The sequence below is a fragment of the Bacillus sp. BB51/4 genome (assembly GCF_008368845.1).
Taxonomy (GTDB): Bacteria; Bacillota; Bacilli; order Bacillales; family Bacillaceae_G; genus Bacillus_A; species Bacillus_A wiedmannii.
Window position 1 is genome coordinate 752 of the sequence record NZ_QOSC01000033.1, and the last position, 26,356, is coordinate 27,107.

The 26,356-nt window shown below is 34.0% G+C and carries 25 protein-coding genes, 10 tRNA genes and 2 pseudogenes; 34 read left to right on the plus strand and 3 right to left on the minus strand.

The window, feature by feature from the left end:
• Positions 1 to 58: 58 nt before the first annotated feature.
• From DN392_RS29210 to DN392_RS29280, 17 genes and pseudogenes are all read left to right on the plus strand, one after another.
• A tRNA-Phe gene (locus DN392_RS29210) sits at positions 59 to 134 on the plus strand.
• Positions 135 to 152: 18 nt separating this feature from the next.
• Positions 153 to 228: transfer RNA gene (locus DN392_RS29215), tRNA-Thr, on the plus strand.
• 10 nt (positions 229 to 238) lie between these two features.
• Positions 239 to 322 (plus strand) — tRNA-Tyr (locus tag DN392_RS29220).
• 7 nt (positions 323 to 329) lie between these two features.
• Positions 330 to 403 (plus strand) — tRNA-Trp (locus DN392_RS29225).
• A gap of 19 nt (positions 404 to 422) precedes the next feature.
• Positions 423 to 498 (plus strand) — tRNA-His (locus tag DN392_RS29230).
• A gap of 63 nt (positions 499 to 561) precedes the next feature.
• A tRNA-Gln gene (locus DN392_RS29235) sits at positions 562 to 636 on the plus strand.
• Between the two features lie 5 nt (positions 637 to 641).
• Positions 642 to 716 (plus strand) — tRNA-Gly (locus DN392_RS29240).
• Between the two features lie 14 nt (positions 717 to 730).
• Positions 731 to 801 (plus strand) — tRNA-Cys (locus DN392_RS29245).
• A gap of 9 nt (positions 802 to 810) precedes the next feature.
• Positions 811 to 892, plus strand: a tRNA-Leu gene (locus DN392_RS29250).
• 178 nt (positions 893 to 1,070) lie between these two features.
• Positions 1,071 to 1,283: pseudogene (locus DN392_RS29255) on the plus strand (tyrosine-type recombinase/integrase); the annotation flags it as partial.
• A gap of 56 nt (positions 1,284 to 1,339) precedes the next feature.
• Positions 1,340 to 1,702 carry a GIY-YIG nuclease family protein gene (locus DN392_RS29260; protein WP_061673276.1) on the plus strand — a complete coding sequence of 121 codons (363 nt, stop codon included), beginning with the start codon at positions 1,340 to 1,342 and terminating at the stop codon, positions 1,700 to 1,702.
• 161 nt (positions 1,703 to 1,863) lie between these two features.
• Entirely contained in the window at positions 1,864 to 1,986 is a 123-nt protein-coding gene (locus DN392_RS31040) for a hypothetical protein (RefSeq protein WP_255309558.1), read from the plus strand.
• 434 nt (positions 1,987 to 2,420) lie between these two features.
• On the plus strand, positions 2,421 to 2,708 hold the full coding sequence (locus tag DN392_RS29265) for a helix-turn-helix domain-containing protein (RefSeq protein WP_061673275.1): 288 nt from the start codon (positions 2,421 to 2,423) through the stop codon (positions 2,706 to 2,708).
• On the plus strand, positions 2,705 to 2,932 hold the full coding sequence (locus DN392_RS29270; protein ID WP_061673274.1) for a hypothetical protein: 228 nt from the start codon (positions 2,705 to 2,707) through the stop codon (positions 2,930 to 2,932). Before DN392_RS29265 ends, DN392_RS29270 begins: the two co-directional genes overlap by 4 nt.
• Positions 2,922 to 3,605 (plus strand): metalloendopeptidase, encoded by a 684-nt coding sequence (locus DN392_RS29275; RefSeq protein ID WP_088321586.1) that lies wholly within the window; start codon positions 2,922 to 2,924, stop codon positions 3,603 to 3,605. Before DN392_RS29270 ends, DN392_RS29275 begins: the two co-directional genes overlap by 11 nt.
• 2 nt (positions 3,606 to 3,607) lie before the next feature.
• The gene (locus tag DN392_RS30605; protein ID WP_165502248.1) at positions 3,608 to 3,751 is read left to right on the plus strand and encodes a hypothetical protein; all 144 of its coding nucleotides are present in this window, start codon (positions 3,608 to 3,610) and stop codon (positions 3,749 to 3,751) included.
• Positions 3,752 to 3,900: 149 nt separating this feature from the next.
• A complete protein-coding gene (locus DN392_RS29280; protein ID WP_064057384.1) occupies positions 3,901 to 4,140 on the plus strand; it encodes a helix-turn-helix domain-containing protein in 240 nt (79 codons plus the stop codon).
• Positions 4,141 to 4,486: 346 nt separating this feature from the next.
• Here DN392_RS29280 and DN392_RS29290 read toward each other — a convergent pair whose 3' ends face one another.
• Complete coding sequence (locus DN392_RS29290; protein WP_003193464.1) at positions 4,487 to 4,753, minus strand: DUF2790 domain-containing protein; 267 nt, start codon at positions 4,751 to 4,753, stop codon at positions 4,487 to 4,489.
• Complete coding sequence (locus tag DN392_RS29295) at positions 4,753 to 5,847, minus strand: response regulator aspartate phosphatase (RefSeq protein ID WP_064473698.1); 1,095 nt, start codon at positions 5,845 to 5,847, stop codon at positions 4,753 to 4,755. Before DN392_RS29295 ends, DN392_RS29290 begins: the two co-directional genes overlap by 1 nt.
• A 226-nt stretch (positions 5,848 to 6,073) precedes the next feature.
• Between DN392_RS29295 and DN392_RS29300 the strand changes: the two genes are divergently transcribed.
• The 5 genes from DN392_RS29300 to DN392_RS29320 all read left to right on the plus strand — a co-directional run bounded on the left by DN392_RS29300 (position 6,074) and on the right by DN392_RS29320 (position 9,946).
• The gene (locus DN392_RS29300; protein WP_061673525.1) at positions 6,074 to 7,732 is read left to right on the plus strand and encodes an AHH domain-containing protein; all 1,659 of its coding nucleotides are present in this window, start codon (positions 6,074 to 6,076) and stop codon (positions 7,730 to 7,732) included.
• Between the two features lie 42 nt (positions 7,733 to 7,774).
• Positions 7,775 to 8,347, plus strand: a complete 573-nt coding sequence (locus DN392_RS29305) for an imm11 family protein (RefSeq protein WP_002138281.1) — start codon at positions 7,775 to 7,777, stop codon at positions 8,345 to 8,347.
• 153 nt (positions 8,348 to 8,500) lie between these two features.
• Positions 8,501 to 8,953: a YrhA family protein gene (locus tag DN392_RS29310; RefSeq protein ID WP_061673523.1), complete on the plus strand. Its 453-nt coding sequence runs from the start codon at positions 8,501 to 8,503 to the stop codon at positions 8,951 to 8,953.
• An 18-nt stretch (positions 8,954 to 8,971) separates the two neighbouring features.
• A complete protein-coding gene (locus DN392_RS29315; protein WP_003187223.1) occupies positions 8,972 to 9,427 on the plus strand; it encodes an SMI1/KNR4 family protein in 456 nt (151 codons plus the stop codon).
• A gap of 270 nt (positions 9,428 to 9,697) precedes the next feature.
• On the plus strand, positions 9,698 to 9,946 hold the full coding sequence (locus DN392_RS29320) for a GntR family transcriptional regulator (protein WP_105589967.1): 249 nt from the start codon (positions 9,698 to 9,700) through the stop codon (positions 9,944 to 9,946).
• Positions 9,947 to 10,394: 448 nt separating this feature from the next.
• Here the strand turns inward: DN392_RS29320 and DN392_RS29325 are convergent, their stop codons facing one another.
• Entirely contained in the window at positions 10,395 to 10,715 is a 321-nt protein-coding gene (locus DN392_RS29325; protein WP_000149728.1) for a DUF3884 family protein, read from the minus strand.
• 351 nt (positions 10,716 to 11,066) lie between these two features.
• On the opposite strand from DN392_RS29325, the gene DN392_RS29330 reads away from it, so the two are divergent.
• From DN392_RS29330 to DN392_RS29385, 12 genes and pseudogenes are all read left to right on the plus strand, one after another.
• Positions 11,067 to 11,786, plus strand: a complete 720-nt coding sequence (locus DN392_RS29330) for a YebC/PmpR family DNA-binding transcriptional regulator (RefSeq protein WP_000532975.1) — start codon at positions 11,067 to 11,069, stop codon at positions 11,784 to 11,786.
• Between the two features lie 148 nt (positions 11,787 to 11,934).
• Positions 11,935 to 12,396, plus strand: a pseudogene (locus DN392_RS29335) (NUDIX hydrolase).
• A 481-nt stretch (positions 12,397 to 12,877) separates the two neighbouring features.
• Positions 12,878 to 13,654, plus strand: a complete 777-nt coding sequence (locus DN392_RS29340; RefSeq protein WP_000664710.1) for a transglycosylase domain-containing protein — start codon at positions 12,878 to 12,880, stop codon at positions 13,652 to 13,654.
• Positions 13,655 to 13,841: 187 nt separating this feature from the next.
• A complete protein-coding gene (locus DN392_RS29345) occupies positions 13,842 to 14,492 on the plus strand; it encodes a DsbA family protein (RefSeq protein ID WP_000841324.1) in 651 nt (216 codons plus the stop codon).
• 114 nt (positions 14,493 to 14,606) lie between these two features.
• Positions 14,607 to 14,680: transfer RNA gene (locus DN392_RS29350), tRNA-Gly, on the plus strand.
• Positions 14,681 to 14,879: 199 nt separating this feature from the next.
• Entirely contained in the window at positions 14,880 to 16,022 is a 1,143-nt protein-coding gene (gene queG, locus DN392_RS29355; RefSeq protein ID WP_061673521.1) for a tRNA epoxyqueuosine(34) reductase QueG, read from the plus strand.
• A 44-nt stretch (positions 16,023 to 16,066) separates the two neighbouring features.
• Positions 16,067 to 16,954: an amidase domain-containing protein gene (locus DN392_RS29360; RefSeq protein WP_000260689.1), complete on the plus strand. Its 888-nt coding sequence runs from the start codon at positions 16,067 to 16,069 to the stop codon at positions 16,952 to 16,954.
• Between the two features lie 58 nt (positions 16,955 to 17,012).
• The gene (gene trmL, locus DN392_RS29365) at positions 17,013 to 17,501 is read left to right on the plus strand and encodes a tRNA (uridine(34)/cytosine(34)/5-carboxymethylaminomethyluridine(34)-2'-O)-methyltransferase TrmL (RefSeq protein ID WP_000538149.1); all 489 of its coding nucleotides are present in this window, start codon (positions 17,013 to 17,015) and stop codon (positions 17,499 to 17,501) included.
• Positions 17,502 to 17,628: 127 nt separating this feature from the next.
• A complete protein-coding gene (locus tag DN392_RS29370; RefSeq protein ID WP_000664288.1) occupies positions 17,629 to 19,698 on the plus strand; it encodes a sensor domain-containing protein in 2,070 nt (689 codons plus the stop codon).
• Positions 19,699 to 20,090: 392 nt separating this feature from the next.
• Positions 20,091 to 21,986 (plus strand): PrkA family serine protein kinase, encoded by a 1,896-nt coding sequence (locus DN392_RS29375; RefSeq protein WP_000353275.1) that lies wholly within the window; start codon positions 20,091 to 20,093, stop codon positions 21,984 to 21,986.
• Positions 21,987 to 22,432: 446 nt separating this feature from the next.
• On the plus strand, positions 22,433 to 23,608 hold the full coding sequence (gene yhbH, locus DN392_RS29380; protein WP_000503501.1) for a sporulation protein YhbH: 1,176 nt from the start codon (positions 22,433 to 22,435) through the stop codon (positions 23,606 to 23,608).
• Between the two features lie 129 nt (positions 23,609 to 23,737).
• Positions 23,738 to 26,356, plus strand: a 2,619-nt coding sequence (locus DN392_RS29385; protein ID WP_142292477.1) for a leucine-rich repeat domain-containing protein, incomplete at its 3' end; no start/stop codon positions are given.

A 26,356-nucleotide genomic window follows, 5' to 3' on the forward strand; every position in this document is an offset into this window, starting at 1 on the left:
CTGCCGGTCACGCAGGAGATCGCCGGGTCGCCCCCGGGCGGGACCGCCATTTTAATAAGGCTCGGTAGCTCAGTCGGTAGAGCAGAGGACTGAAAATCCTCGTGTCGGCGGTTCGATTCCGTCCCGAGCCACCATTTATCTTAATAATATACGCCGGCTTAGCTCAATTGGTAGAGCAACTGACTTGTAATCAGTAGGTTGGGGGTTCAAGTCCTCTAGCCGGCACCATGTAAGTTTCGGAGGGGTAGCGAAGTGGCTAAACGCGGCGGACTGTAAATCCGCTCCTTCGGGTTCGGCAGTTCGAATCTGCCCCCCTCCACCATTTACATAGGGGCATAGTTTAAAGGTAGAACTGAGGTCTCCAAAACCTCCAGTGTGGGTTCGATTCCTACTGCCCCTGCCAAATATATTTACACAACATGGCGGTTGTGGCGAAGTGGTTAACGCACCGGATTGTGGCTCCGGCATTCGTGGGTTCGATTCCCATCAGTCGCCCCATTTTTATTTTTAAAATTACAAATAATCTAATTGATACTTACATATAATTAAGTAAGAATTCGATGGGCTATAGCCAAGCGGTAAGGCAACGGACTTTGACTCCGTCATGCGCTGGTTCGAATCCAGCTAGCCCAGCCATTTTTGCGGAAGTAGTTCAGTGGTAGAATACAACCTTGCCAAGGTTGGGGTCGCGGGTTCGAATCCCGTCTTCCGCTCCAATAAAATTTAACATGGCGGCATAGCCAAGTGGTAAGGCAGAGGTCTGCAAAACCTTTACCACCGGTTCAAATCCGGTTGCCGCCTTTCTTTTGTGCCGATGTGGCGGAATTGGCAGACGCGCACGACTCAAAATCGTGTTCCTTCGGGAGTGTCGGTTCGACCCCGACCATCGGTATCGTTAAATGGTTATCGTGAATTACAGAAGAATTAAGTAATAGCAACGTTTAAAACGTCTTTCTACAGTTTTGTAGGAAGGCGTTTTTTTTGTTTTCAGGGGTAATTTTGCTTGAAAAATCCACTTTTAAAATCGTATTCATTGGTCGTGTTCACAGGTAAAGAAAGGTGGTTAACTTTTGGCTAGAAGAAAAAACACTTTAGATGAAAATGAATTAGCTGTTATTAAAAAACAAAGTAAATCTTATGTTGAAACGTTTGATGAAGCTATCACTTTGTTTGTGAAGGACTGTGAATTAAGAAATCTTAGACCGTTTACCATTAAATATTATTTAAATGAGTTACAAGCGTTTCTTAATTTATTAAGAGAACAGGATATAGACGTTTCTATTTAGTATATCATAGAATCAGGTTATAAAGAAAAGTGGATTGGAAATGAGGAGTAATTTTGATAAACATTGAGATTCCTAAGTGTTCTTTGAGTATCCCCGTATCAGAAATTCATAAAGTTAGTTCAGATTCAGGAATTTATTTTATGAGAGATTCAAATGGGGAAATTGTTTATATTGGAGAGTCTTTGAATTTAAAGAAGAGGCTTACTAAACATATGGCTGGTAAAAGTAGTACTACAAAGAGATTTTATCATATGTTTCATTCTACTGATGTTCTTTATTGTGATAGAAAAGACAGAAAGATTTATGAACTATATGCTATTAACTTATTCAATCCAATTGGAAATGTTGACGGTAATGAATCAGCTAGTAAAGTGGAGTTGAAAAAAAGACGTGAGGATTGGTTAAGGAATTTATAAAATAAAAGTTAGGATTATAGAAAAAAATAATATGGAAATGCTTATTTGATTAGGAATAATTTGAGATAATATAGAAGGTTCATTCAACCATTAACCGTTTAGAATTATAAAGGGATTTTAATTTATATCGAAAACGCTGTATAAATAGGTGGTGGTTGTATATGTTTAAATTCTTCTACAAGAAGGATTCAGATACAACGGAAATGTATTTTCATGTTGATTTTGATGTTATCATTTCTGGTGTGGCAATTGAATTTATCAGACAACTGTTAATGAACATATAGCAACTTGAAAAGGGAATGTAGAGATAATCTACATTCTTTTTTTATTTTTAAAGTAATTTAAAGAAGATTAGTAGTGCAGCTATACATAAAACAAAAGTTAATCGCCTAGAAATGCCAATCTCAGTGATTAATTTTATGGAAAAAGCAACCTGACAGAAGGGTAAACAGGAAACCTGTCTATGCCTAGTGTAAAATGCAAAATAATTCTAAAATATACCTGTAAAAGTACCCTATTTCACACACATTAATATAGGGGAACTTATTAGACCGCATACTTCATGTATGTGGTTTTTTGTTTTCTCCTAAACTCATTCTCCTTTAAGTTGTGCTTTTGGTAAGTAGCCCTTATGTCATTTGATGTATGGGTTATTTTTTTTAGCAGCAGAAGGAGAAAAGGAATTAATACAACTAATGAATACAAGGGGGATTTAATAATGATTGGAAACGAATATAAAAACTTACCTTATAAACCTGAAATCAAACCACAAATGCTACGCTATATCCGTTTGAGTAGGAACATTACCCAAACTACTGCTGCTGCAAAGTTAGGTGTCAGTCAAAAGATGATTAGTGACTATGAAAACGGAAAATATGAGGACTTCAGCCCCAACGTTTACGCCCGTGTACGTGAACTGGTGAGGGCATATCGTATAGACCGCTATGAAATAGAATCTTATAAAAAACTTATGGAAATTAAGGCTAGACGTGGTTACAAGGTATGACAAAGAAAGTGGAAAGATTATGTGCAGCTATTTTAAGTAAGGGTTATAACGCTAAAGAGTTGGACAGCAAAGCAAATGCCCTGTTAGATAAGTTATTTAATTTACGAACTATTGAAAAGGAAACAGCCATTAGCATAAAAGAAACGAAAGTAGCTATACAAGCTGTAATGCTTGCTAAGAAACAGCAGGTACAAACGAAAGGGGAAAATACAAATGCTATTTAAAATTAATCGTGAAGAATTGGACAAAGTAATTGCAGGTTATAAGCCGCATCGTCATACAAAGAAAGCTGTTCAAGCATTTCAGAAAGATATGGAAGAAATTGAAAAGTATGCTGCTAGTATTGAGAAGGAGAAGGCAGAAAAACAGTTACAATTAACAAAAGTACTTGTTGATATGGAAGCAACTTTTGAAATTGGTGAACGTATTTATCTTCAAAATGAACAGGAACATTTATCAAAAGAACTGCAAGCACTAGATTTCTTTTTAGAAGAAACTAAGGAACGTACAACACAGGTAAGATTAAAGCACGCCCCAGCAGTTGCACAAGCTATTGATAAAGACAGAAGTGAGTTACTAGCTACTTTTAATGAGGAAATGAATAGGGCTGTACGGGTGGCATTGTCTGACGTAATGGACTGTGTAGCGGACGTTAGTAAAATGCTTGAATCAGAACAAAAAGAATTTGAACATGACGTATACGATTGTTTAGCTGGTGATAGTTCGGTCACTGAAGTTTACAACTTCCAGAATAAAACAAATAAGACGTCAACACCATTAGAAATTGGATATCTTCAGATTATGCCTTCCCACTTCTTAGAAGCTACGAAAGGTAATAACACTGTTAAGAGTAACAGCTTTATTATTCGTGACTATGGACAAGAAGGGGGCGAATAGTAATGAAATACAGCCAAGAAGTGCTAGATAAAATAAGAAGCGGTGATACTTCCCTTTTGCAAAACTTGTCCCCCATTGCTTCCATTTCATTAGGATTGCAATTACAGCAAGAAGCAAAAGACAAAGCTGAAGGTAAAACAAAATAAATAACATGAGATAGTGAAGGCAGCCGTTTTTGCAGTTAGCCTTCTTTTTTTTATTAATCACATACATGCGTGTCCTTATTTTGTCCTTATTCGGTACTACCTTTTTGTAACCTTTTTTTGCAAGGTTACAAACAAAAGGAGGAACTAATATGACGACAATTCAAGGAACGAAGAAACTAGCAAAGGAACACATTAAGGAAAACTTCGAACGCTTCCCAGCCGATATTATGAATTACGTACAACTGGAATTGATTACGCACACAGACGTTTATCTTTATATGACACTGGTACGCTACCATAGCGAGAAGTACGGCTATGCTTATCCATCTAATAAGCAACTAGAAGTGGAAATGGGTGTTAGTTCTAAGACGGTGACTATATCCATATAAATTCTGATAAATAATGGCTGTATAGAGTAAATAAAATATAGTTACAAAGAATATTCCTATGATATAGAACCAAAATTGTAGTTTGGCTTGATTAGACCTATCCCTAAATTGCTTATCCAGTGAATTAGTTGTCATTATGTATATAAATTGGTTGCTGGTATACATGAAAACCCCTGTAATAATCCCCATTATAGCAACAATAACAGGTGAAAACTTGCTTATTATTTCAATAGATATTCCATCAAACATACTTTGTATTCAGTCCTTTCAAAGTTAAAGTTAGATAAAAAAGAACGCACTTTTAAGGGTGACGTTCTTTTTCTTTCATTAAATTGTTTTATTGTTTTTAAACTAAGTCAGGTTTTTGTGGTATTGGTGGTCGTCCGTGGTCATAAGCAGGTGAACCAGTGTTACCATCAGCTATACCCCATGGTTCTCCGTGTGTGTAAGATGGAGACCAACCTTCTCCATGTGTATATTCAGGAGAACCACCAGTATGACCGTGACTATACGCTAAGCCAGGCTTTTGTGGTGCAGGTGTGTCACCCTCAGCCATTGCTAAGAAACTAAATGCCGTAACCGATAAAAGTAGTGCTGTTTTAAGTTTTTTCATTACACTAACGCCCCTTTTTCTTCATATTTCTTTCTTGCTTCATTATTCATGTAAAAATACTTGCTTGCTTTCTTCTCGTTCTCTTCCTTATAAAACATAGTTGCTAATAGTTCCGTATATTCTTGTACGCAACGTGTTAAATTTTCTGCTTCGAAGTAAGAAATTCCTTCTAAAATAATACTTTCCAACGTTAGAGAATCAGAACCATTATTCATTTCCTTCAGGATATTAAAACGGTGCACGTATTCCTTATTTTCTATCTTAGTACAAGCTGCAAGTCCTTTTTCAATTAGTGTATTAACCTTGTTGTGTTCGCCCAATTTATAATATTCCCTAGCCTGTAAGAATATAGCTTTATAATGGTTTGGAAGATGTTCTGTAACTTCTGATAAATGACGAATAGCTAAATCTGAAAGGTTTTGATTTGCGTATAACCAACCTAAATTATTTCTAATACGTAACAGTAGTTCATTGTTATTAATCTCTTTAACAATGTCAATCGCTTTATTTAAATGTTCTTCTGCTTGTTCAAATTGTCTTATCTGAATACACGTTAATCCTAGAACGTTTTCGCATAAAGCAATGTTAATGTTATAACAGTTAGTTTTGCTGAAAAAGTCTTTTGCTTTGTTAGCATATGAAATAGATGGTAGGGGTTTATAAGTTTGGTAATAGAAAGATGCCAACCTATAATTAAATTCTGCTTCTTCTACTTCGGCAGGCACATACATTAAAAGTTTTTCTGCTTTTTCAAAATGTTTCCCACCTTCATTGTAGTCTGCAAGAATTGTGCTGTGAATAGCTTTGAAGAAGTGATAATAATAAGTTAGAAAGCTATTTTCAGGTATATCAAAGGAGTTAATTTCATTAAAGCTGTCTTTTGTAATGTTAAGTCCATCGGTTAGCACTTTATATCTAAAGTTTAATAATGAATAGTATAATAATAAATTTTTATCTTCTTTTATATTGGAAAGCTTATCTTCAACTTCTTGTTTTAAGTTTGTTGCTTGAATATTTTGATGTTGTAGTATAGCTTGATACCAGTCATTAAATAACTTTGAAATCTGTTCATTCCCCTTCACTGGAACATGCATATAATCCCTTCCTTTTCTGAATAGTCTTACATTAAATGATAACAAGAATAGAATATAATGGAAATTAAATTTCGGTATTTCTCAACATTTGTTTGACAATTTTATTTTAAAAGAAGAAATTCATTAATTCATTGTGTTTAGTAAATTCAAACACTTGATACAGTGGGGTAATTTAACATGGTATAATTTTCTTATAAAATACTGTATAAAGAAGGAAGGGCAATTCATGAGTTTAAATATGTATTTGGGAGAAGTACAAAGTCAAACTCAAAGCATGAATGCTGTATGTAACGCTACCATTCAAGGTATGGAACAAGTCATTCAGTCGATTGACACCTTTGCAATTGATACTGTTCTACAAGGACAAACTTATAGCAGTGCAAAATCATTTTTTGTACAAACCTTTCGTCCTTTAGCACACGGAATCATTTATCTGTGTGAAGAGTTAATTCGTCAGAATGATGCTTTTCCAAGTCAATTTCAATCACAAGTCGCTTCCACAGATGTAATCGAACAAGAAATATTAGAACAAATTCGAGAAATTGACCGAATGAAAGTAAGTATGGAAGCCATCAGTCAAGCTATGCCAATCCCAGGTATGGACGCTATGGCGAATCTTTTTACTGTCATGAGGAAAAAACTGCAAGAAAAATTAGAACATCTATATGAATTTAATTCTACTTCTAGTAGTAATTATGATACGGCACTCCAACTAGCTGTTAGCATTGCGACAGGTTTGGCGGAAGTTCAAAGTGGAAAAGGTTTTAGTCCTGCAAGTGGTACATTTAGTACGCAAGGGTTGAATATGGAGTGGACAACTTCTATTCAAGCTATTGGAGAAGAGAGGGCAAGCCAAGCTAGCAATCTTCTAAATGACAATTTATCAGATGATAATATCAAAGAAGAGGAAATGTATGATGATACCTCCCCTGAAAAATCTATGCTTAGAAAAGTTTGGGACGGTATATACGTTGGTTCTGGGCAAGTTATCGGAGAGATTGTAGAAGGATTCAATTCACTAGACGATACAGTAACAAAAGAAAATATCAAGTATGCTATAGGTCACCCTCTAGAGACGGCATATACTATGTGTAATACTTTTTCGGATTCATTTATGAATGATGTTTGGCATGGTGATTTAGAAAGTGGTACAAAGTGGGGAACAAGTATTTTTATGGAATTTGGGTTAGGATGGATTGGGGATAAAGGGATAAGCACAGTAGGGAAAGTAACTACACTCGGTGAAGGTGTAAATCTAGCAAAGTTTTCTACAGGAATCTCTTCTGTTGCGAATAAATTACCATTGACAGAACGCTTTGCATTCGCAGGTGCTAGTGGCTTTGGAAGTGCACAGAGAAAAGCTTCTGAAATGTTACAAGAAGCCCGTGATACATTTATGTTTTCCAAAACTGGTGGAAGAAGTAGGGTCAAAGATGTTCAAGAAGTAATAAAGGATTATGCAGATAAAGTTCTTGATAGGGTAGATGTCAAAAATGATTATCCCGATTCGTATACAGCATCTCAAAAATTACGTGCAGAACTTAAAGAAGCAGGAATTGAACCACCGCCATATCCTAATGCGGCACATCACATAGGACCTTGGAATGATAAAAGGGCGGCACAGGTACAAGAACTATTAGAAGAGTTTGGAATACATCATGATTCTGCTGCTAATGGGGTATTTTTACCATATAAAGTGAACGATTATGTAACTACTGAAGCATTACATATAGGTAATCATAGTCCAGAGTATATAAGAGAAGTATACAGAGTATTAAGCGAAGTTAAACGCTTTGGGGGTAATCAAGCAGATGCAGTTGCAGCTTTGCAGAATATAAGAGAAAGGTTATTGGACGGTAGTTTAAAACTAAATCAACCTAAATAATCTTAATTGTTTTACTAATTGAATTATAAAGGAGTAAAAGGTATGAAAATTTGGCAATTAAAAAGCTTATTTGATAACTATAAATCTTTTCAACTATTAAATTTGAAAGAAGACCGTAAAAAATATTTCGATGAAAAAATTGATTTGGCAATAAAGCTATCTGATTCATGGGGAGAAATTCTTGTTGAATGTGTAGAAGGAGATAACCATAGTGATTGTCCTATGTTCTGGGGGGAACTTGGCACGCCAATGGTTAGTAGAAAAGCAAAAGAGGTATTAGAACCTCTAATTTGTAATAATGTTGAGTTCCTTCCGCTAACCCATGATGTTACAGGTGAAGTTTATTACCTAATAAACGTTCTAAATACAATTGATGCAATTGACTACAATAAAGCAGTTTTTGAAAAACTAAGTACAGGATTAATAATAGGTTTCGAAAAATACGCATTTTTACCTAATATAGTTGAGGGGCAGATAATATTTAAAACCTATTTAAATCAAAGATTACACTCCTCTACTGTTTTAGTGTCTGACGAATTTAGAAATGTAGTTTTAGAGAGTGATTTAGAAGGTTTTGAATTTGTAGAGGTATGGGATTCAGAGGCAAATATGTAAAAGAAAGTCCTAAAATAACTGATAGAAGTTGAAGCAATGGTTTACATTAACTAGACACTTACAAGATGGAGATAGTGCAGAAATAATTTGGTCTATACCCAATATAATACCCATCCTAAAGGAGAATAAATACACTTAGAAAGAGGTTTTTATATGTGGGAAAATATGATTTTGGAAATTGGAGATATACTGAAAAGTGTTAATTATAGGCTGAATACACCCGCAACGGATACTGAAGTTCAGAGATTAAGAGAACAGGCAAAGGAGAAATTTAATGTTGATTTAACGAGTGAATACGAAGAGTTTCTTAAAACTGTAAATGGTTTAGACTTTGATGGACTGGTACTTTACGGAGTTGACTCTTATTTGTTAGATACAGAAAGGGACGAATCAATTTGCGGGCTTATAGAAACCAATGAGATTTGGTATGAAAATGAATTTCAAAAAGAGTATCTTTTCCTTGGAGATTCAAATATAGCATGGTTCTGTAAAAACTTATCTGATGGTACTTATTTAGAACTTGATAAACCATCAGGTACGGTAATGAACACATATAATGATTTTAATACAATGCTTGAGGAAGCGTTAAAAATAACCCTTCTTTAATAGGGGATAGTAAAAATTATGTTTAATTTTTTGAAAGAATATGTTGTAGCAGCCAGAAGTGTCCGTTCTAAACAAAAACCTATTTTCTATCCTTTACCAAAAGAAGAGATAGCAGAAGCAGAAGATTTGTTGAAAATGCAATTCCCAAAAGAATTAAAACGTTTCTATGAGGAAATTGGCTATGGATTTTTAAAGACTAATAAGACTCTTATTAACAGGTTCATGGACCCATTTTCTGTTGCAGATTTTCGTTTAAGACAAGATATTTATGAATATAATCCTAATTTCGACGATGTCGATGATGAAGAATCACTAGTATTTTTTGAAGTATCAGAGATTAGCTTTTTAACAATTAAATTTAAGCAGGAAAATGAATTAGGTCAATGTCCTATATATTATGGGTCAACGAAAATAGAGGATTCTTTAGAAGAGTTTTTAATAAAAATGGAAGAAAATCCTGATTATTATATTTAATAGATATCAATTCTATTTTTTTAGAGTAGTGCATTATTGGTTCATCATTTTAAGAATTGTTTTCTAGCTTATGTGATTGCGAAGACAAATAATAATTAATTATGAGTAACAAAAGTAAGACTTATGTGAATTACGCATAAGTCTTTTTAATATTATCCCACAGTTAAGAAGAAGTTTTTATTGTTTTTATAGTAATTAATATGTACTATATGAAGTGTAAGGCACCATTAGTATGAGTGTTAAATGATAGAACAAGGGAAGAGGCTAACATTGGCATTATTCAAACGCACTAACTTAGATAAAACAGAACTATTGTTACTATATATTATGAAAGAATTAGAAGCGGATAAAGCACCCGTGAAGTTATCGTATAACCAGTTGCAGGATTATTTACGTGCTAATCGTAATACAACATCAAAGGCAATAAAAGGACTGAAAGAACAGGGTATACTGTCTGTTACAGTTGGACAGGGGAAAGCCTCTAATACTTACCAACTTACATTAGAAACAGGTGTATAGAGATAATAATGATTATATAAAAGAAAAGTAGAAAAACTTATTGAAAATCTAGTCTGCTAGAATTATACTGTAAAGTATATAGTAGTCGTGTGAACAGGCTAACTGTAACACCCTACAATTAACTGTAGAATTACTTAATATGACTGTAAAAAAATGATAATAACTAATGATATAACGGAAAAAACCGACTCAAAATCGTGTTCCTTCGGGAGTGTCGGTTCGACCCCGACCATCGGTATCATGAACGGCGTAATAAAAATCTCTATACTAATTGTATAGAGATTTTTTGTGTTTTCATTACACGAAAAAATAAGCACAAAAAGTGTGCGGTGAGTAAACTGCGAAACAATAAGAGGATAAAAATAAACATTCATTTTTATTCTCTTAATTACATTATCCTATAAAATATCAGCAGAATATTGTATATACAATATTCTCTTTAAGCACTCTAAAGAGAACTTCTCCACCCCGGTGACATGAAGTTAAATCCGATAGCACCAGTAGATATTAGTACATTATCAACGGTTAAGTTTGTAATTTCTAAAAACCTCTTTTCAAACTCTTCTTTGTTGTACTTGTACATAGTTGAGTGGCACGCCCACATGTGCGTTGAAGTACTCAACCAATCTCCTAATTCCTTTAATTCAGGAAACGACTCAAATTGAATTGGTTCATCTAATTTCATGAATCTCACTTGATAGATAGTTGGGTTTAACTTCTCTCCTATTCCTTTCAGACCATGTGCTTTTTTCTCATGTGAATGTGTCATAATTCTCCCTCTATCTTTCTTCAAATTTTTTCCTGTTTTTATTATATAACAATAGAAAGTAGTTATAGGAATATTATAGAAATGTGTATCGGCGATATAAAAAGACTCTAACATTTCTGTTAGAGTCTTTTTTGTTAAATTATACTATGTGCTTCTAAAATTCGTAATAAATGTAGAAATTCATGTATAATATAACTTGTCGAAAGAACAAAATGATAGTAATTTATATTATGTCTGTAATATGAATCAAAAATGAACTTTTTATATTTCTTTTAAAAATGTGTTGAATACACATTATATTTCATATTAATATTTTTATGTAGATTTAAAACGGGAAAGAGAGTGGAAAGTATGGGTCGTAAATGGAATAATATTAAAGAAAAAAAAGCATCAAAAGATGCAAATACAAGCCGTATATACGCGAAATTTGGACGTGAGATTTATGTGGCAGCAAAACAAGGCGAGCCAGATCCAGAATCAAACCAAGCGCTTAGAGTTGTATTAGAACGTGCGAAAACATACAACGTACCAAGAACAATTATTGATCGTGCAGTTGAAAAGGCAAAAGGCGGTTCAGAAGAAAATTATGACGAGCTTCGTTATGAAGGATTCGGACCAAACGGATCTATGGTAATTGTAGATACACTTACAAATAACGTAAACCGTACTGCAGCAGATGTACGAGCTGCATTTAGCAAAAACAGTGGTAACATGGGTGTAAACGGTTCTGTAGCTTACATGTTTGATGCGACAGCTGTTATCGGTCTTGAAGGTAAAACATCAGATGAAGTTCTTGAAATTTTAATGGAAGCAGATGTTGATGCACGTGACATTCTAGAAGAAGAAGATTCTGTTATCGTGTATGCTGAACCTGATCAATTCCATTCCGTACAATCTGCACTTAAAGATGCTGGTGTTGAAGAATTCACAGTTGCAGAATTAACAATGCTTGCACAAAGTGATGTAGAACTTCCTGAAGATGCTCAAGTACAATTTGAAAAAATGGTTGATGCATTAGAAGATCTAGAAGATGTGCAACAAGTTTACCACAACGTAGACTTAGGAGAATAATACGATAGAAGCCCCTATTCATTTAACGGATAGGGGCTTTTTTTCATGAAGTTAATTAAGAGGATGAATTAGTAAAGGTATTTTGTTTTAGACAGGGAATATGCTTATAGGGATATATGAAATAATCATTATTTCTAGGAGGTTTAATATGGAACATAAAACACCAAAGCATATCGTTGCTGTAGCAGGTTATTTAACAAATGAAAAAGACGAAGTGTTATTAGCTAAAGTACATTGGCGATCGGATACGTGAGAGTTGCCAGGAGGACAGGTGGAAGAAGGAGAAGCGCTCGATCAAGCTGTTTGTAGGGAAATAAAAGAGGAAACAGGATTAACGGTGAAGCCTATCGGTATTACAGGAGTTTATTATAATGCTTCCATGCACATTCTAGGTGTTGTTTTTAAAGTGGCATACGTGAGCGGTGAAATACAAATTCAGCCTGAAGAAATACAAGAGGCTAAATTTGTTGCTTTAAATGAAGAGAATATAGATGAGTATATAACGCGTCCTCATATGAAATCCAGAACGCTTGATGCGATGAGAGCAACACATTGTATTCCGTACGAAACGTGGGAAGTGCAGCCATATAATTTAATAGGTAGATTGTAAAGAAAAGAGTAGCCGGTTTGAGATACAATCAAATCACTACTCTTTTTTGTATACTGTTTAAGAAAAAGGTCAAAATAATAATAGTGCTAGTATTGATTTCAGGAACGTTTGTTCTGTATAATGTATGATATATTGTATACATTTAGATTACTAGATACTTACAAATATATATTTTGTAGATGATATAATGAAAATAGGATGTTTTAATAGGGAAGTATAGGCTTAAGGTATACTCTGTTATTGGTTTAGCATAATCTATATTCAATATTTCAGATGAATAGTAGATAAAAAAGGACTGTGATACAATACTTTTTTATCCAACTATTTGCCGGGCAGCCCGATTGGTGAGGGCTGATTAAAGTTTCACTTTATACCTTACAATGATGTAAGGTACGTGTAAGAGAAATCGATGGGATATTTTTTTACAACAAGGTATTCTTAAAGTAAGAGTTATACGCTGTGTGGAAAAGAGGTGTTTAAGATGAAAGAACGAGTATTATCTAGGGTGAACTATCATCAAAAAGTTGCATTAAATCCAATGACTAAATTCTTTTATAAAGCCATTATTTTATTATTATTGTTAAGTTTTACGTTATTATTCATTGGAAATGTAATGATCGAGCAAAGTGATATTAGTAAATTACATGTACCGGCTAAGTTAGAGGTGCCAGAATCATTAACACATGCATTTATTGCGACAGAGGATAAAAGGTTTTATCATCATAACGGTTTAGATTATATAGCGATTGTCAGAGCGTCTGTTGAGAATATAAAAGCTGGTGGTGTTGTGCAAGGCGGAAGCACAATTACACAACAGTTATCCAAAAATGCTTTTTTAACGAATGAACGTACATTTTCTCGTAAGTGGAAAGAAATTTTTTATACGAAAAAAATTGAACGTACATTTACGAAGGATGAAATTTTAAAATTGTATGTAAGTAATATTTATTATGGAGAAGGAGCATGGGGAATTGAAAAAGCAGCAAACCTTTACTTCGGTAAAAAGGTGAGCCAATTAACGTTGGCTGAAAGTGCAATGATGGCTGCTGTAGTAAAGGCACCCGCTTATTACTCACCTGCACAAAATTATGATAAGGCCGTAGAGAGACGAAATGTCGTTTTGAGATTAATGGAGAAAGAAGGCTATATCAATCATAATGAGTATGTGCAAGCAGTTAGTGAGAAGTTAGTAATTCGTCATGATATAAAAACAGAGCAGTCGATGTTAAATAGTGCTCGTGAAAAAGCAGTAAGCTAAAGGAAGTTCCTACATAGGAGCTTCCTTTTTTGAATAAATTGTGACAAATTGTGACACAATATCGTCACAATTATTGTGTTTTTGTAATTTATGTGAGCGTGTTCATTGCGTGACATATATAAGTGTTGATATTATGTGTATTGTGTACAATGCTGTATACAGAATATGAATTTAAAGAGGAATGTATATGAAATCAAATAAACTCATGGCTCTTGGTGTAGTTTTTTCTATCGCAGTATTGATTGTAATCGGAACAATTGCGTATAGCATCATAAATGACAAAAAAGATAAAGGGAATGAGATGTTTGCTTATTCCACACAACAATCTTTAGGGAAAGATGATGCCCCAGTTAAGGTAGTTGAATTTGGAGACTTCAAATGTCCTGCTTGTCGTACTTGGGATGTAACAGTATTACCACGATTAAAAGAAGAGTATATCGATAAAGGTAAAGTGCAGTTATACTTTATTAACTTCCCATTTATCGGAAAAGACTCTGATTTAGGTGCAGCAGCTGGTGAAGCAATTTATAAACAAGATCAAGATTCATTCTGGATTTTCTATGATGAGATTTATCAAAGTCAAAAGAAAGACACGGAAGAATGGATTACAGAAGAATTACTTCTTAACATTGTGAAAGAAAAGCTTCCGAAAGTTGATGTAGAACAATTTAAGAAGGATTTACACAGTAAAGAAATGAAAGAAAAAGTACGTAAAGATTCAGATCGTGCTCAAAAATTAAAAGTTCAAGGTGCTCCTTCAGTATATATCAACGGAAATCTTGCAAACCCTGATTTCGATAGTATGAAGAAGGCGATTGATAAAGAATTGAAAAAGTGATGAGCTACTCATCACTTTTTCGACTTTTTTCGATAAAATTCTTGCTTCCGTTTTTTTTACATGCTATACTACTTTACATAAGTTATTCTAATATCTTATATTTATTTCATATTTGCGGGTGTAGTTTAGTGGTAAAACAAGAGCCTTCCAAGCTCTGGTCGAGAGTTCGATTCTCTTCACCCGCTCCAAATTTTATTAAATGTTTTTCTATAAATTGTGATCAACGCAGTGTTTCGTTTCTAAGATAAACGAGGCATTGCGTTTTTTAATGTTTGAAAAACATAATTGTATGCGAAAATAGAAGTAAAGAATAGTATTCCAAAAGTGAATTACTAACCAATATAGTCGTTACATATGGGATGGATTCATCTGAGGAGGCGATTAGGAATGGATTTTGAACAATTAAAGCAAGATGTCATTGCGTATAGTAAAACAATTGGTATAGATAAAATAGGCTTTGCTAGTGCTTCACCATTTGAGGAATTAAAACAGCGCTTAATCCAGCAGCAACAATTAAATTATCAATCTGGATTTGAAGAGCCTGATATAGAAAAGAGAACGAACCCACAGCTTCTACTACCTGGTGCAAAATCAATTATTGCGATTGCATTAGCGTATCCTTCAAAATTAAAAAATGCACCATTAAGTAAGCGTGGAGAACGCCGCGGGATTTTTTGTCGTGCCTCTTGGGGACAAGATTATCATCTTGTTTTACGAGATCGTTTGCAAAAATTAGAAGCATATTTAATTGAAAAACTTCCCGATATAGAAGTTAAGTCAATGGTTGATACGGGTGAATTAAGTGATCGAGCTGTTTCGGAGCGTGCCGGTATTGGGTGGAGCGGTAAGAATTGCGCTATTATTACACCTGAATTTGGTTCGTATGTATATTTAGGAGAAATGATTACAAACGTTCCATTCCCACCAGATCAGCCGATAGAAGATCAATGTGGAAGCTGCACGAAATGTATTGATATTTGTCCTACAGGTGCTTTAATACAAGGAGGACAGTTAGACTCCAAGAAATGTATTGCATTTTTAACACAGACGAAAGGATTCCTACCGGAAGAATATCGTGACAAAATAGGAAACCGTATATATGGATGTGATACATGTCAGACTGTTTGTCCGAAAAATAAAGGAATGGATTTTCATAATCACCCTGAGATGGAACCAGATCCTGAGTTAGTTAAGCCGTTATTAACGCCACTTTTAACAATTAGTAATCGTGATTTTAAAGAGAAATATGGGATTATGTCTGGTTCATGGAGAGGTAAAAAGCCGTTGCAACGAAATGCGATTTTGGCACTTGCGCATTTTAAAGAAGCATCAGCAATTCCTGATTTAATAGGTGTTATGAAAGATGATCCAAGACCGGTACTTCGCGGAACGGCAGCATGGGCACTTGGGAAAATTGGTGGAGATGGCGTGGGCGAAGCCATTGAAAAAGCGATGCAATGTGAGAAAGACGAAGAGGTTATTCATGAAATGAATCGCGGACTTGAATTGTTAGCGCAGAAAAAAGAGTAGATAATATCTCCCTTTTTCATATTGTAATATGGGAGGGAGACGAAATGGTTGTAAAAGTAAATATTGAAAAGCAAGTACAACAATTTTTAGGGTATATAACGGAGAAACGAACAAATGTGGATGGTATTGCTGAAGATTTATTACAAATAGCACAGAGAAAGAAACAATTGTTTCAAAAACGTAGTGCACATATAGTGAAAGCAACTGCGGACGTTTCTTTCATGAGACAATTAAATAATAGCAATCATCAAGAAATTGATTATCAAATACATTTTAAATATTTAATTAAGCATAAAGAATTATTTTATATCGAAGAGGAACAACTAAAACGAAGAGTTTGTTTAAATAATAGCCGGGTAATAGGTGATTATGCTATTGAAGTGCCAGAAGCAGTTGGAATGAGTGAGACGTTAGAAAGGGAAGTTACAAAAGAGAAGTACGGTTCTTATCAGTACAACCGTTTAGAGGCAGTTAAATATGCAGAGCGTTGGTGGGATGATCGAAACCCTGTATATCGTAATTTCCCTGATAATTGTACGAATTTTATTTCTCAATGTCTTCATACTGGAGAAGTACCAATGAATGGATATCCTAATATTCGCAAAGGATGGTGGCAAAGGGAGAATCAGTGGAGTTGGAGCTGGGCTGTCGCACACTCTTTTTATTGGTATTTGTCAGGTGCTACAACAGGGCTTCGAGCTGAAGCGGTAGAAAGGCCAGAGGACCTTATTCTTGGTGATGTCATCGCTTATGATTTCGAGGATGATGGTAGGTGGAATCATACGACGATTGTAGTAGCAAAAGACGCAGATGGTATGCCGCTTGTAAATGCACATTCAGCGAATAGCCGTCGGCGTTATTGGAACTATGAAGATTCTAGTAAATATACACCACAAATGAAATATAAATTCTTTCATATTATTAATGGGTAGAGATTTTTCGCTCAAGTGGTATAATACGTAGTAGACAAAAAACAGAGGTGAATATCGCGTGGGAGTACATGTTGTTTTATATCAACCAGAAATTCCAGCAAATACAGGGAATATTGCTCGTACTTGTGCAGCAACTGGAACAGAATTACATTTGATTAGACCGCTTGGATTTTCAACGGATGATAAAATGTTAAAGCGTGCAGGATTAGATTATTGGCAGCACGTGAAAGTTACGTATTATGATTCAATTGAAGAATTTTATGAGAAAAATAAAGACGGTGAATTCTTCTATTTAACAAAGTATGGCGAGAAAGCTCATACAGCATTTGATTATAGCAAACGTGAGAAGGATTACTATTTTGTATTTGGAAGAGAAACAAACGGCTTACCAGCTAATGTAATCGAAGAAAATTTCGATCATTGTTTACGTATTCCAATGACTGATAAAGTGCGCTCATTAAATTTATCTAATACAGCAGCTATTTTAATTTATGAAGCATTCCGTCAACAAAATTATCCGGGATTAGATTTAGAAATTGTTTATTAAAAGTCGCCATATGGCGACTTTTTTTCTAAAAATAAAAATAATATGTAATCATACATTTAAAAAAGGGTACATATTCATATAGAATGGGATATATGAATAAAAATAGATTAGACGGGTTGAGATAAATATGAAGGAACAATATAATAATCAAAATACCTTTTTAAGTATGATAGATATGGATTTAATAAGAAGAGGACTATTACATGTTATTCAAGATTTAGTATTTATTGTGAAAGTTATGGATGAGGAAACCTTTAAATATATTTATGTAAATAAGATAGGTATGGATTACGCGAAGCTAGGCGAAGAATGTTATGGAAAAACGTTTGCGGAAGTATTATCAGAAGATACGGCGGAAATATTGCGAGTGCAATATGCAAAAGTAGCGAGCGAAGCGAAAGCACATACCTTTTGTGATGTAGTTAGTTTACCAAAGGGTGAGTTACATTATGAATCTTCACTTAATCCTGTATTCGACGAAGAAGGAGTATGTCAGTTTATTATTTGTATTACGAGGGATATCACAGCTCAGATTGAGGAAAAGGCAGAGATAGAGGAAAAACAAATGTTGTTTAAGTCGTTATTAGAATATAATAATGACTCCATTATATCTATAGATTCTATAGGTAGAATTACATATGCAAATCCAGCAACGTATGAAATATTTGGATATCGATATGAAGAATTACATAATAAATTTATTTTTGAATTTATTAATAAGGAATATGAAAAAGATTTTCAAATCATATTTAAAGGAGCCCTGCAAGGAAGGGCAAAACAAATTGTTTCAAAGAAATATGTTCATAAAGAAGGGTACGAGCTCTATATTTCTTTGAGAACTATTCCGATTATTGTGAACGCCGAAATTGTTGGGGTATATATTGTTACGAGGGATGTTACAAGACAAGTATTGAATGAAATGCGAACAGAATATTTAGCTTATTATGACCAATTAACAGGATTAATGAATAGAATTTCATGTGCAAATAAGTTAAATGTTTTTTTAAATGATAATACAGAGTTTGCGCTTGTTTTTATAGATTTAGATGAATTTCACCTTATTAATGATACTTTTGGTCATAAAGAAGGAGATAAAGTATTACAAAAAGTTACAGAATGTTTAAGCAGTTTTCAAATAGACGGTATGCACTTATTTAGAGAACACGATGATCAATTTGTTATGTTAATAGAAAATATAACGAAAGAACGTGTAGAGATAGTTGCAAAAAGAATATTAAAAAAGATTAGTGAACATTTTGTAATCGAAGAAGAGGACGTCTATTTAAGTGCGTCAATCGGAATTGTAATGGCTCCAACAGATGGAGAGGATGAAAAAATATTATTCCAAAGAGTTGATGCTGCTTTGGAAAAAGCAAAAGAAAAAGGAAAAGGGCATTATCAGTTTTATTGCAGTGGATTAGATTGTGAGCGTGAACAAAGATTTATAATAGAAAACCAATTGCATCGTGCTATAGAAAAAAATGAATTCTGCTTGTATTATCAGCCACAAATGAATATTGAAACGAAAAAAATAGCGAGTATGGAAGCTTTAATAAGGTGGGAGAATAAAGAATTAGGATTTGTCTATCCCAATCAATTTATTCCGCTAGCAGAAAGAACAGGATTTATTATTAAGCTTGATGAATGGGTAGTAAATGAAGTGTGTCGGCAAATACGTGAATGGTTAAATAAAGGATATGAAGTTGTCCCGATTGCAGTTAATATTTCAGCCAGGCACTTTCGCTCGATTACATTAATAGAGATGATTACACGGGCGTTACATAAGTACAATGTACCAGCTCATCTATTAGCGATAGAGGTTACAGAAGGGGCCCTTATGCATAAAGACATATCGAAAAGGGTATTGCTACAATTAAAAGAACAAAATTTAAAGATTCATTTAGATGATTTTGGGACGGGATATTCATCTTTAAGTTATTTAAAAACGTATCCAATTGATACGTTGAAAATCGATCGTTCTTTTATGGAAGGTATACATGTGGATGAACGTGATACGAATATTACAGCTGCAATTATTCATTTAGCTCATACTTTGGAATTGAATGTAATTGCAGAAGGTGTAGAAAAAGCGGAACAAATACAATTTTTGAAGGAAAAGAATGTGAAGTTTGTGCAAGGTTATTATTATAGCCGACCTTTATCAAAATATGATGTGGAAAATGTGTATTATAAATGATTGATAAAAAAAGTGATGTGCTAAGAAGCACATCACTTTTTATGTGTACCGGGTTTATCATTGTAACCAGATGTGAAAATAGCTGTAAGAAATGTGAGTGATACACCTAAAATTAATAATAATTTCATACTAATATCCCTCCTATTTTTCAGTTTACGAATCTTAAATATGAATCAAAATGTATGTAAGGTTCTTGGAAGAAAAGAATTTATTTAAAATGAATAGAGGTGTAAAAACTTTAATACCTATATTATACAGAATTTTCTTTGAATTTTGGAGAGAATTTTATAGCAATACTGTATATTTCATTTTGATTTAAAGAATGTTTAAGGACATCCTAGCATACCTTTTATAATAATCCGATTGAACAAGGAGATGGGGGAGGAGCTATAATGGATATTCTAAAAAAGATTGAACAGCATCGAGCAGCAGAAGAACGGTTACAATGGGAAGGTACGTTTGCGGAGTATTTAGAGCTTGTGAAGGAAAGACCATGGGTGGCTCAAACAGCACACTCTCGCATTTACAATATGATAAAAGATGCTGGAATCGAAGAAGTAGATGGTAGAAGAAAGTATAACTTCTTTAGTAATCAGCTATTTGGATTAGAGGATGCTTTAGAACGTCTTGTGGAGGAATATTTTCATCCATCTGCAAAACGATTAGATGTTAGAAAACGTATTTTATTATTAATGGGTCCTGTTAGTGGAGGGAAATCAACATTAGTTACGATGTTGAAACGAGGATTAGAAACATATTCACGAACAGATCGAGGAGCAATTTTTGCAATTAAAGGCTGCCCAATGCATGAAGATCCACTTCATTTAATTCCGCATCATTTACGGGATGATTTCTTTGGTGAGTATGGAGTTAGAATTGAAGGGAATTTATCGCCACTAAACGTAATGCGTCTAGAGCAAGAATATGGTTCAAGAATTGAGGATGTAGTTGTAGAGCGTATTTTCTTCTCGGAAGATCGCCGTACAGGGATTGGTACATTTAGCCCGTCTGATCCTAAATCACAAGATATCGCCGATTTAACAGGTAGTCTGGACTTTTCAACAATCGCAGAATATGGTTCAGAATCAGATCCACGAGCGTATCGCTTCGATGGAGAATTGAATAAGGCAAACCGTGGGATGATGGAATTCCAAGAGATGCTAAAATGCGACGAGAAGTTTTTATGGCATTTATTATCGCTTACGCAAGAAGGGAATTTCAAAGCGGGAAGATTTGCGCTTATTTCAGCAGATGAATTAATTGTAGCGCATACGAATGAAACGGAGTATCGTTCCTTCATAGCAAACAAGAAAAATGAAGCGTTGCATTCAAGAATTATTGTAATGCCAGTTCCATACAATTTACGAGTGAGTGAAGAAGAACATATTTATGAAAAAATGATTCGTGAAAGTGATGTATCCAATGTGCATATTGCACCGCACACACTTCGCGTTGCAGCAATGTTTACGATTTTAACTCGTTTAAAAGATCCGAAGCGTCCAGATATTGATTTAATTAAAAAGATGCGTTTATATGATGGAGAAACGGTAGAAGGTTATAATGCGATTGATGTAGAGGAGCTGCAACGTGAATATCAAGATGAAGGTATGAGAGGTATTGACCCTCGTTATGTTATTAACCGAATTTCCTCTACAATTATTCGAAAAGAGGTACCATCTATTAACGCATTAGATGTACTTAGATCGCTCAAAGACGGGTTGGATCAGCATCCGTCAATTAGTAATGAAGATCGAGAGCGTTATATGAATTTCATCTCATTAGCGAGAAAAGAATATGATGAAATTGCGAAGAAAGAAGTACAAAAAGCATTCGTGTATTCATATGAAGAATCAGCGAAGACACTTATGGATAATTATTTAGATAACGTTGAAGCATATTGCAATAAATCGAAATTACGTGATCCATTAACAGGTGAAGAAATGAGTCCAGATGAAAAGCTAATGCGCTCAATTGAGGAGCAAATTGGAATTTCAGAAAATGCTAAGAAAGCATTCCGTGAAGAAATTTTAATTCGCATTTCTGCTTATGCGCGTAAAGGAAAACGCTTTGATTATAATTCACATGAGCGTCTTCGCGAAGCGATTCAGAAAAAACTATTTGCTGATTTAAAAGATATAGTGAAAATTACAACATCAACGAAAACGCCAGACGAAAATCAGCTTAAGAAAATCAATGATGTTGTTGCACGCTTAATTGATGAGCACGGCTATAATTCTTCATCTGCGAATGAATTATTACGCTATGTAGGTAGTCTGCTAAACCGATAGTTTGATAACAAAACGCTGTCTCTTGTATTTTGCGGGACAGCGTTTTATTATCCATTTATATGTGTAAAGTGTCATACCTTGTCCAAATGTAATAAATTAAGATGCAATTTCATGAATTTATTGTCAATTATTTTTACAATATGCATATGATAGAGTAACCAACCATTCATACGAAAAAAGCCAACACAATACAATATGTTGCAAAGTGTAAATGTGTGCAACTATGCATTGTGTTTCTTTCTTATCAACGGCTGAATATTTCTTTCTAGTATGTGAGTGGCAAAATTTTGTTTAGGATGCTCGGAGTATTATATGAAAAACGTTATATATGTTTATGGGATGAATTTCGATGGGCAGTTATCTTTCATTCTAGCTTGCACAGTATAAAACAAAATTTCTAGCTTACTGTTCATAGGGGAAGACAATTACAGTAAGGAGGGAAAGAAATGGGTGAAGAAAACCAACCAAATTATACGATTTCACAGGAAAACTGGTCCCTCCATCGCAAAGGATATGACGACCAACAACGCCATCAAGAAAAAGTACAAGAGGCAATTAAGAATAATTTACCCGATCTTGTAACAGAAGAAAGCATAGTTATGTCTAATGGTAAGGATGTTGTAAAAATACCGATTCGTTCTTTAGATGAATATAAGATTAGGTACAATTATGATAAAAACAAACACGTTGGGCAAGGAAATGGTGACAGCAAAGTTGGTGATGTCGTTGCGAGAGATGGATCAGGTGGTCAAAAGCAAAAAGGACCAGGAAAAGGGCAAGGAGCAGGGGATGCGGCTGGAGAAGATTATTATGAAGCTGAAGTCTCTATTCTAGAATTAGAGCAAGCGTTTTTCAAAGAATTAGAGCTGCCTAATTTAAAGAGAAAAGAAATAGATGAAAACCGGATTGAACATGTTGAATTTAATGACATTAGAAAGACTGGGTTATGGGGAAATATCGATAAGAAACGAACGATGATATCCGCATATAAACGAAATGCGATGCGTGGTAAAGCATCTTTTCATCCGATTCACCAAGAAGATTTAAAGTTCCGTACTTGGAATGAAGTATTAAAGCCAGATTCAAAAGCTGTTGTATTAGCGATGATGGATACGAGTGGATCGATGGGAATATGGGAGAAATATATGGCACGTAGCTTCTTTTTCTGGATGACGCGATTTCTACGAACGAAGTATGAAACAGTAGATATTGAGTTTATTGCCCATCATACGGAGGCAAAAGTAGTTCCAGAGGAAGAGTTTTTCTCAAAAGGAGAAAGTGGCGGAACGATATGTTCTTCTGTATATAAAAAAGCACTCGAGCTAATTGATAATAAATACTCACCAGACCGCTATAATATTTATCCATTCCATTTTTCAGACGGTGATAATTTAACATCAGATAATGCTAGATGTGTAAAGCTTGTCGAAGAGTTAATGAAGAAGTGTAATATGTTTGGATATGGGGAAGTGAACCAGTACAACCGCCATAGTACCCTCATGTCAGCCTATAAAAATATTAAAGATGAGAATTTTAGATATTATATTTTAAAGCAAAAAGCAGACGTATTCCATGCGATGAAGAGCTTTTTTAAAGAAGAATCCGGAGAAAAAATGGCATAACCCCCTTAAAAAGGGGGTATTTTTTTGTTAACTTTTTATTTTTTTAGTTGACAATGATAATGAAAATCATTATCATTTATTCGAGATATGATTACATTTAGATTTATATATTTTGGAGGAGATGTAAAGTTGAAAAAAAATAAAAGAAAACATATAAATGCGATGATTATCGCTGCGGCGTTATCACTTCCATTTGCTACGTATTCAACGCCTGCTTTAGCGGCAGTAGCAATTGAGGCGAATAAAACGGGCCAAGGTTTAGAAGATGGTACATATGACGCTGTTATTAAAGCGTATAAAGATAAAACAAATGAAGAGTCTATGGCGGCTGTTTATATAAAAAATCCGAAATTAACAATTGAGAATGGAAAGAAAATTATTACGGCAACGTTAAGTGATAGTGATTTCTTCAAATACTTGAAAACAGAAGATATTCATACTCCTGGTGTGTTTCATGATGTAAAAGTAATATCAGAAGATAAAAAGAAAAATGGAACGAAAGTGATTCAATTTGAAGTTGGAGAATTAGGGAAAAGATACAATATGCAGATGCACATTTATATTCCGACAATGGCTTATGATAATAAGTATCAAGTGCAGTTTGAAGTAAATACATTAAATTTAGAAAACAATGTTCCAAAAGAACAAAAGGAAAATAAAGAAGAACAAAAGGAAGAAACAAAAAATATAGTAGTGGATACAAAATTACAACAATACATTAATAGAAATACTTTAGGTCGAAAAGATATAAATGCACCAATAACGAAAGCCGATGCACTACAAATTAAAAACTTAGACATATATGGTGGGAAGGGCATCAATAATCTATCCGGTTTAGAGCATATGGTAAATTTAGAAAAGTTTACATTAAATGAGTCTGCAGTAAGTGACATATCACCAATTGCTAACTTGAATAATTTGAAGTCTTTAGATCTTTTTTCTAATCGAATTGAAAACATTGAGCCAATTGCTGGGCTGACTAAAATTCAAACTCTTTCTTTAAGAGATAATAAAATTACTGATTTGACGCCATTAGGTAAATTGAAAAAAGTTAGAGTATTAGATTTAGTCGGTAATAAGATTGAAGATATTAAGCCGCTATTTACAATGGCGTCTCTCGGTAAATTGTATTTAGCTAATAATAATATTAGTGATTTAACAGGAATGGAACAGTTAAATAAAGTAAAGGAATTATGGATTGGAAATAATAATATTACTAATCTTGAATCTATTAGTAGAATGGAGAGCCTTACTAACCTTGCAGTGAGTGATGCAGAAATTACAGATATTACACCGCTAGCTAAAATGAAAAAATTACAATCACTTGATTTAGAAGAAAATTATATTTCGGATGTTTCATCACTTAGTGGGCTAACTAATTTATACGAACTTAATTTAAGTGCAAATGAAATTTCTGATGTAAGACCTATTCAAGAGTTTGGAAAGCGTTTTGTCGTTAAAGTTCACAGACAAAAAATCTTTTTGAATGAAGGCGTAGTAAATGAAGATAGTAAAATTCCTATATACGATTTAAATGGCGAATCTCTTCAAAGTATTAAATGGATTAGCGAGGGGGGAACACAAAATAATGGTTTTGTAAAATGGGACAGCCCTGGAGAAAAATCATATGAGTTTAATTTAGAAACAGGTTCTTCAGAGAATAAATTACGTTTTAATGGAACTGTTATTCAAAAAATAGTTAAAAATCAAGAGGGGACGAATGTTGTTCAAGATAAGGAACTACAACGATATATTAATAAAAATAATTTGAATAGAACTGATTTAGAAGCCCCTATTACGAAAGAAGATTTATTAAAGATTAAAACATTTAAGATAACTAATGGGCAGGGTAACGGTATAAAAGATATTTCTGGCATAGAGTATATGTCGAATTTAGAAAGTCTAGAGTTAGAAAACTTAGAACTGAAAAATATAGCATTTATCTCGGATTTGAGAAGTTTGAAATCTGTAAGTTTAGCACATAATCAAATCGAAAATATTGAACCATTTTCTAAACTAGAGAAGTTGGAGAAGTTAAATATAAGCAATAATAATGTGAAAAATATTGAACCATTATTTAAAGTTAATTCATTGAAAAAATTAACAGCCTCAAATAATAAAATTAATAATGATACTATACAAGGAATACAACAATTAAAAAATCTATCCGTATTAATATTGAACAGTAATGAAATTAGTAGTGTAGAAGCAATTAGTGAAATAAGTATGTTGAATGAACTGGAATTAATAGGAAATCAAGTGGTGGATATTGAACCATTAAGTAAATTGAAAAATTTACAATGGTTAAATTTATCAGATAATCGAATTAAGGATATATCAATCTTTGCTTCGATGTTAGATTTAATTAGTTTAAAACTTCCTGGAAATGAGATTCAGGATATAAGACCAATTATACAACTGTCTCAATGGTCAACAATTGATATTAGAAGGCAAAAAATTTTTTTAGATGACGCACAAGTAAATCAAAAAGTGAAAATCCCTGTATATGATGTGGAGGGGGAACCGCTTGAGAATATTACATTAAAAAGTGAGAGTGGCACATTTAATGAGGACGAGGGTACAATCGTATGGAGTACTCCAGGAGAAAAGAAATACGATTTTGTTTTTGATGGAACGGAGTATTACGGGCTTGGTATATGGTTTAGTGGTGAAGTTATACAGAATATAGTAGAGAAACCGGAAGCGAAAGAAGAAGTAAAAGAGCCAACAAAAGAAGTTGAAGGGCCG